This is a genomic window from Streptomyces sp. SID5785 (assembly GCF_009870065.1).
Classification (GTDB): domain Bacteria; phylum Actinomycetota; class Actinomycetes; order Streptomycetales; family Streptomycetaceae; genus Streptomyces.
In genome coordinates, this window is sequence record NZ_WWIA01001035.1 from 1 (window position 1) to 5,071 (window position 5,071).

Below are 5,071 nucleotides of genomic sequence, written 5' to 3' on the forward strand. Positions count from 1 at the left end.
TGCCGACGCCGGGCCCGCGGCGGCGACACCGGCGGCGGACAGGGCGACGGCTCCGGCGCCCGCGGCGAGGACGGCACGGCGGGCCGGGCCGCTCTCCGGAGTCGTCGAGGGCGGGGTGGAAGGGCTCGATGTCATGGCGCCTCACTCTTCGCGGTGTCGTCGAAACGGAGCGGTGATCGACAGTTCGACCCTGGAGGGAAACGAGGTGATGAAACGATTCATTTCCCTCGGTCGACGCGACGCTATCTCAGGACCGGTGTCTCGTACAGACCTTGGGCAGTCCTTCGGCAGCGGCACCGGGCACCTGATGAATCGATCGACTGCGGAGGGCAGCAGGCTGAAGCCGAGCGGGCCGGGACCCGGGCACGGCGGACCCGGCGCCGGGTGGGGCGGGTGCGTCCCGTACGGCGGCCTCAAGCGCGGCCTGCAAGGTCACGAACCCGTCAGACGCGAGAAAGTGACCGCCACCGGCAACAACCTGGGCGCGTGTCCCCAACAGGTCGGCCAGGCGGTCGGTATGGCGCGGAGGGACGTACCGGTCGGCGTCCGACCGGATGACGGTGAGCCTGTCGACGTGGGCGGCCACCCCTGCCAGACCGAGCCGAGCGGCGACGAACCCGATGTGAGCGTCCAGCTCCGGGAGTGACGGGAGCACGTCGACGAAGCCGGAGACGAGAACGAGGGCGCCGAGACGCCACGGCCCGTCGAGGGAGGAGAGATGGCGCAGCACCGTGAGGCACCCGAGGCTGTGCGCCACCAGGATCGTCCCCTCGTCCGGCGTTCCGATGTCGGACGCCACCGCCGTGCTCCAGCGGTCAGGATCCGGCGCCTCGGAGTCCGGTAGCGCGGGGACGCTCGTGGGGATGCCACGTGCCTCCAGTTGCGCGGCCAGCCATCCGAACCAGTGGTCCTCGGGCGTTGCTCCGTAGCCGTGGATGATCGTGGCTCGCTGCTGCGTTGTCGTGCGTGTCATGTCGCTGGAATCTAGAGCTTCACGCCGGTGTGAAGGTCAAGGCACGGGAGGAATCATGCGGATCGGCGAGCTCGCCGAGGTGACGGGAGCGTCGGCGCGGGCACTGCGTCACTACGAGGACTGCCTGCTGCTGGCACCCGGGCGCGACACCAACGGATACCGCGTCTACACCGAGGCCGACATCACGCGCGTGGCGCAGATCAGAACGATGATCGCCGCCGGCCTGGGGACCGGAGTCATCCGTCGCTACCTCGACTGCGCGCGGTCCGGCGAGCACGGCATCCACCTGGAGATGTGCCCCGGACTCCGGGCCGAGGTCGACGCATTGGCCCACCGCATCGACCGGAAGGAGGCCTCGCTCCGGCAGACTCGACAGCGGCTCTCCGCGCTTGCCTCACCCTCCTAGCGGCCGGGTGTGTACGGGCGGGGCAGGACGTGATCGCCGTCCCGTCTTCAGCCCGCACCGTCCACCTGGTGCGCGAAGCGACGGACCGCGTCGGTGAAGGCCTCCGGCGCGTCGAAGTTGGCCAGGTGCCGGGCCCGTGGGATCAGTTCGACGCGGGCCCGCGGGTGAGCGCGGGCGAAGTCCCTCTCCCCGGAGCGGAAGACGGTGTCCTTCTCGCCGTTCAGGATGAGGACCGGCGCCTTCACCTGGCGCATCGCGTCGGCGTCGAAACGGCCCAGCACCTCGCCCCAGGCGTCCGGCAGGGTGTGAAACGCGTAGCCCGACCGGACCGTCGCCTCGACCACCGCGCGCGGGTAACGCCGCAGCAGCGCCCGGTCGTTCAGTCGGGCCAGCCGGTCCGCAGGCAGCCGCGGGACCAGACGGGCCACCGTCCGGTAGGGCACGGCCCAGGGCCCTCGGGTCGACGCGCTCGCCCCTGCGAGGACAAGACCCTGGAGACGCTCCGGACACAGCCTGGCGAACTCCAGCGCGGCATAACCGCCGAGCGAGTGCCCGACGACCAGGGCCGGCCCGCGGCCGAACGCGTCCACGGCAGCGGCGATGATCTCCGTCGCGGCCCGCAGGCTCCAGGGCTCGGCCGAGCGCTCCCCGTGGCCGGGGAGATCGATCGCCGACACGGGGAACTCGTTCTTGAGCTCCTCGAGTTGCGCGCTCCACTGACCCGCGCTGAAACGCGTCCCGTGGACGAAAACGATGGGCACGGTGTCCGGCACCGACATCAAGTCCTCCCCGAAGCAGCCTTGTTGGAAGACCCTACCGGCGGGACCGGCACACGTGATCACGCAGCGGGTGCCCACCGCCCCCGGGGGCGGCACTGGACACGTGGGCTGCCCGGCCGTGGTCGAGACACCTCGGCCACGGCCGGGCCACGCGTCACACCGCGCGAAACGCCTCTAGAACATGCCGTTCGGGTTGGCGCGCTCGGCGGGCACGTCCTGGATGACGTCCCAGTGCTCGACGACCTTGCCGTCCTCGAGGCGGAAGTAGTCCGCCAGGGCACGGCCCGGGTTTCCGGGATTGCCCGGCTCGAGGTCCAGGTGTGCGTGCGTGACGACCATGTCGCCCTCGGCGATGACCCGCTTGATGTCCAGCCTCAGGTCCGGGTACGCGCCACGCAGCCAGGTCACGAAGCCGATGAACGCCTCGGGGCCGTCCGCGGCGTCCGGGTTGTGCTGGATGTAGACCGGGCCGAAGTGGTCCGCGACGGCCTTCTCCGGGTCGCCGCCGAAAGCGGTGCGGTAGTAGTCGACGACGACCTGCTTGTTGCGCTCGGTGTCAGACATGGAAAAACTCCGTTCAGGGAGGGGATTCCCGGAGACGGAGCTGTGCGAAGAGGAAAGCAGTACCGGGAATCCAGACAGAAACTGGACGTGCCCGCGCGTGGTGAGAGGCGGGCCGGGCAGGGCGCGCCAACGCTGGTTCTACTTTCTCTTGCCGGCCCACGGGGGGCCGTACGGAGGGATCCACCTCAACCAGTGAGGCGATGTCCGGCCGCACCACCACCGTAGCCCGCCCGGAGGTGGGGACGCGCCGCGGAAGGTCCCGCCGCGCCGGGACCTTCGTCCGGTCCTCGCCCTCGGGACGAGGGCTGCCCCGGGGGCGGCCACCGGCCCCGTGGGCCCACACCCCAGGTAGTAAGGTGACCCTAACCATCCCCGATCTGCCGTCCGGGCGGATCAGTACAGGGGCAGTACAGGCAGTACAGGCAGTACGAGTGGCTCGCCGGACCCGTCGGTCCGGCCCCACGCGCCATGAGCACCAGGAGTTGCCTTGCGGCACGGCACACGCACCCTCGCGGCACCGGCCCCGCGCCACGACGAGAGCGGATTCACCGAGCTGCACTCGGCCCCCGCGCTGCGGGAACTCCTCGGCGAGCCGCACCCCATCGTGATCGACAAGGTCCACGACCGGCTCGACGAGCGCGATCTGGATCTCATCGGACGCTCCCCGTTCTGCCTGCTCTCCACCGCCGACGCGCAGGGGAACTGCGACGTCTCGCCCCGCGGCGACGGTCCCGGCTTCGTGCACATCCTCGACTCCGGTCGCCTCGTCCTGCCGGACCGGCCGGGCAACCGCCGCGGCGACAGCTTCCACAACATCCTGGAGAACCCCCACGCCGGCCTGCTCTTCCTCATACCCGGCGCCAAGGACGTCCTCCGCGTCAACGGACGCGCCCGCATCCTCACCGACGCCCCGTTCTTCGACGCCCTGACGGTGAAGGGGCAGCGGCCCACCCTCGCCCTCCTCCTGGACATCGACGAGATCTACCTGCACTGCCCGCAGTCGCTGAACCGTTCCGGCCTCTGGAAGCCGTCCACGTGGATCACCGACGACGCACCCGCCGGGGACCACGGCACCAGCTAGCCCGGGCAGCGGCTGCGTCACGCGCCGGCGTTCGTCTGTCTACTGAGCAGACTCGGGCTGAATAGATTCAAGTGAGGGACGACGCCTCGGCGTTCGGCATCATCCATTCCAACCTGGCGTGTCCAGACGGTTTCCCGCCTGCGTCGCGGCTGCTATAACGGCCGTCGTTGAATCGATACAGTCTCGATGGGTCCGCTTCGGGCGATGCACCTCACGAAAGGCTCACCCATGCTCCGACGCAGTAGACAGGCCGCCTTGGCGGCCGCGTTGTCCCTGAGCGTTCTGCTCGCCACCCCGCTCGCCGCCCGCGCGGCCGGCGCCGGGCACCCGGCGCTGCACGTCACCGGCACGACCACGGACGGCAGGGTGCACCCCCTCGCGGTCGAGTCCCGCCACCCCCGGCTCAGCTGGACGCTGGAGTCGAGCGGGCGCGACGCGGAACAGAGCGCCTACCAGGTCCGTGTCGCGTCCTCGGCCACCGCGCTGCGCCGGGGCAGCGCCGACATCTGGGACAGCGGGCGGCGGATGTCGGACGACTCCGTCGGCGTGACCTACGACGGCCCCGCACGCAGCGCGGGCAGCCGCTCCTACTGGCAGGTCCGCGTCTGGGACGCGCACGGGAAGCCCTCGGCGTGGAGCGCACCCACCTCCTGGGAAGCGGCCCTGGACACGACGGCCGACTGGCACGGAGCCGAGTGGATCGGCGCCTCCGACCCTGAGGCGGGGGCGCCCCTGCTGCGCAAGGACTTCACGCTCGACAAGAGGGTGACCCGGGCGCGCGCCTACGTCGCCGGGCTCGGTCTCGACGAACTGCACCTGAACGGGGCCAAGGTGGGCGACCACGTCCTCGCCCAGGGCGCCTCACCGTACGACCGCAGGGTGCTGTACGACACGTACGACGTCACCAAGTCACTGCACCGGGGCGCCAACACCGTGGGCCTCTGGCTCGGACACGGGTACGGCACGACCTACAGCCCGTACGGTTTCCGCTGGCAGGGACAGCGGCAGGCCGTCATGCTCCTCGACGTCACCTACTCCGACGGCACGCACGCGCGTCTGACCACCGACCCGTCGTGGACGTGGTCGAACGGGCCGGTCACCGCGGACGACCTGTACGCGGGAGAGACCTACGACGCCCGCGAGGAACACCACGGCTGGGACACCCCGCGCTTCGACGACGGCGCCTGGAAGGACGCGGTACGGGTCGACGCCCCCGGCGGCGCCCTGCACCCGAACACCATGCCGCCCGTCCGCGTCACCGACACCCA

At 70.8% G+C, this 5,071-nt stretch carries 6 protein-coding genes; 3 read left to right on the forward strand and 3 right to left on the reverse strand.

Annotated elements, in window-relative coordinates; translation table 11 throughout:
• Positions 1-247 precede the first annotated feature (247 nt).
• A complete protein-coding gene (locus tag GTW43_RS33415) occupies positions 248-973 on the reverse strand; it encodes an alpha/beta hydrolase (RefSeq protein ID WP_161305731.1) in 726 nt (241 codons plus the stop codon).
• 55 nt (positions 974-1,028) lie between these two features.
• Between GTW43_RS33415 and GTW43_RS33420 the strand changes: the two genes are divergently transcribed.
• Entirely contained in the window at positions 1,029-1,379 is a 351-nt protein-coding gene (locus GTW43_RS33420) for a MerR family transcriptional regulator (RefSeq protein ID WP_161305732.1), read from the forward strand.
• Positions 1,380-1,426: 47 nt separating this feature from the next.
• Here the strand turns inward: GTW43_RS33420 and GTW43_RS33425 are convergent, their stop codons facing one another.
• Both GTW43_RS33425 and GTW43_RS33430 read right to left on the reverse strand, forming a co-directional pair.
• Positions 1,427-2,158, reverse strand: coding sequence for an alpha/beta hydrolase (locus GTW43_RS33425; protein WP_161305733.1), 732 nt, complete (start codon positions 2,156-2,158; stop codon positions 1,427-1,429).
• 174 nt (positions 2,159-2,332) lie between these two features.
• On the reverse strand, positions 2,333-2,722 hold the full coding sequence (locus tag GTW43_RS33430; protein WP_161305734.1) for an ester cyclase: 390 nt from the start codon (positions 2,720-2,722) through the stop codon (positions 2,333-2,335).
• 553 nt (positions 2,723-3,275) lie between these two features.
• Between GTW43_RS33430 and GTW43_RS33435 the strand changes: the two genes are divergently transcribed.
• Positions 3,276-3,803: an MSMEG_1061 family FMN-dependent PPOX-type flavoprotein gene (locus GTW43_RS33435; RefSeq protein WP_237536947.1), complete on the forward strand. Its 528-nt coding sequence runs from the start codon at positions 3,276-3,278 to the stop codon at positions 3,801-3,803.
• Positions 3,804-4,058: 255 nt separating this feature from the next.
• On the forward strand, positions 4,059-5,071 hold a 1,013-nt coding region (locus GTW43_RS33440), incomplete at its 3' end, for an alpha-L-rhamnosidase N-terminal domain-containing protein (RefSeq protein ID WP_202502274.1).

Excerpts from the sequence above, each read along its gene's own strand:
- GTW43_RS33415 (WP_161305731.1), bottom strand. The coding sequence starts at position 973 with ATGACACGCACGACAACGCAGCAGCGAGCCACGATCATCCACGGCTAC.
- GTW43_RS33430 (WP_161305734.1), bottom strand. The coding sequence starts at position 2,722 with ATGTCTGACACCGAGCGCAACAAGCAGGTCGTCGTCGACTACTACCGC.
- GTW43_RS33425 (WP_161305733.1), bottom strand. The coding sequence starts at position 2,158 with ATGTCGGTGCCGGACACCGTGCCCATCGTTTTCGTCCACGGGACGCGT.
- GTW43_RS33420 (WP_161305732.1), top strand. The coding sequence starts at position 1,029 with ATGCGGATCGGCGAGCTCGCCGAGGTGACGGGAGCGTCGGCGCGGGCA.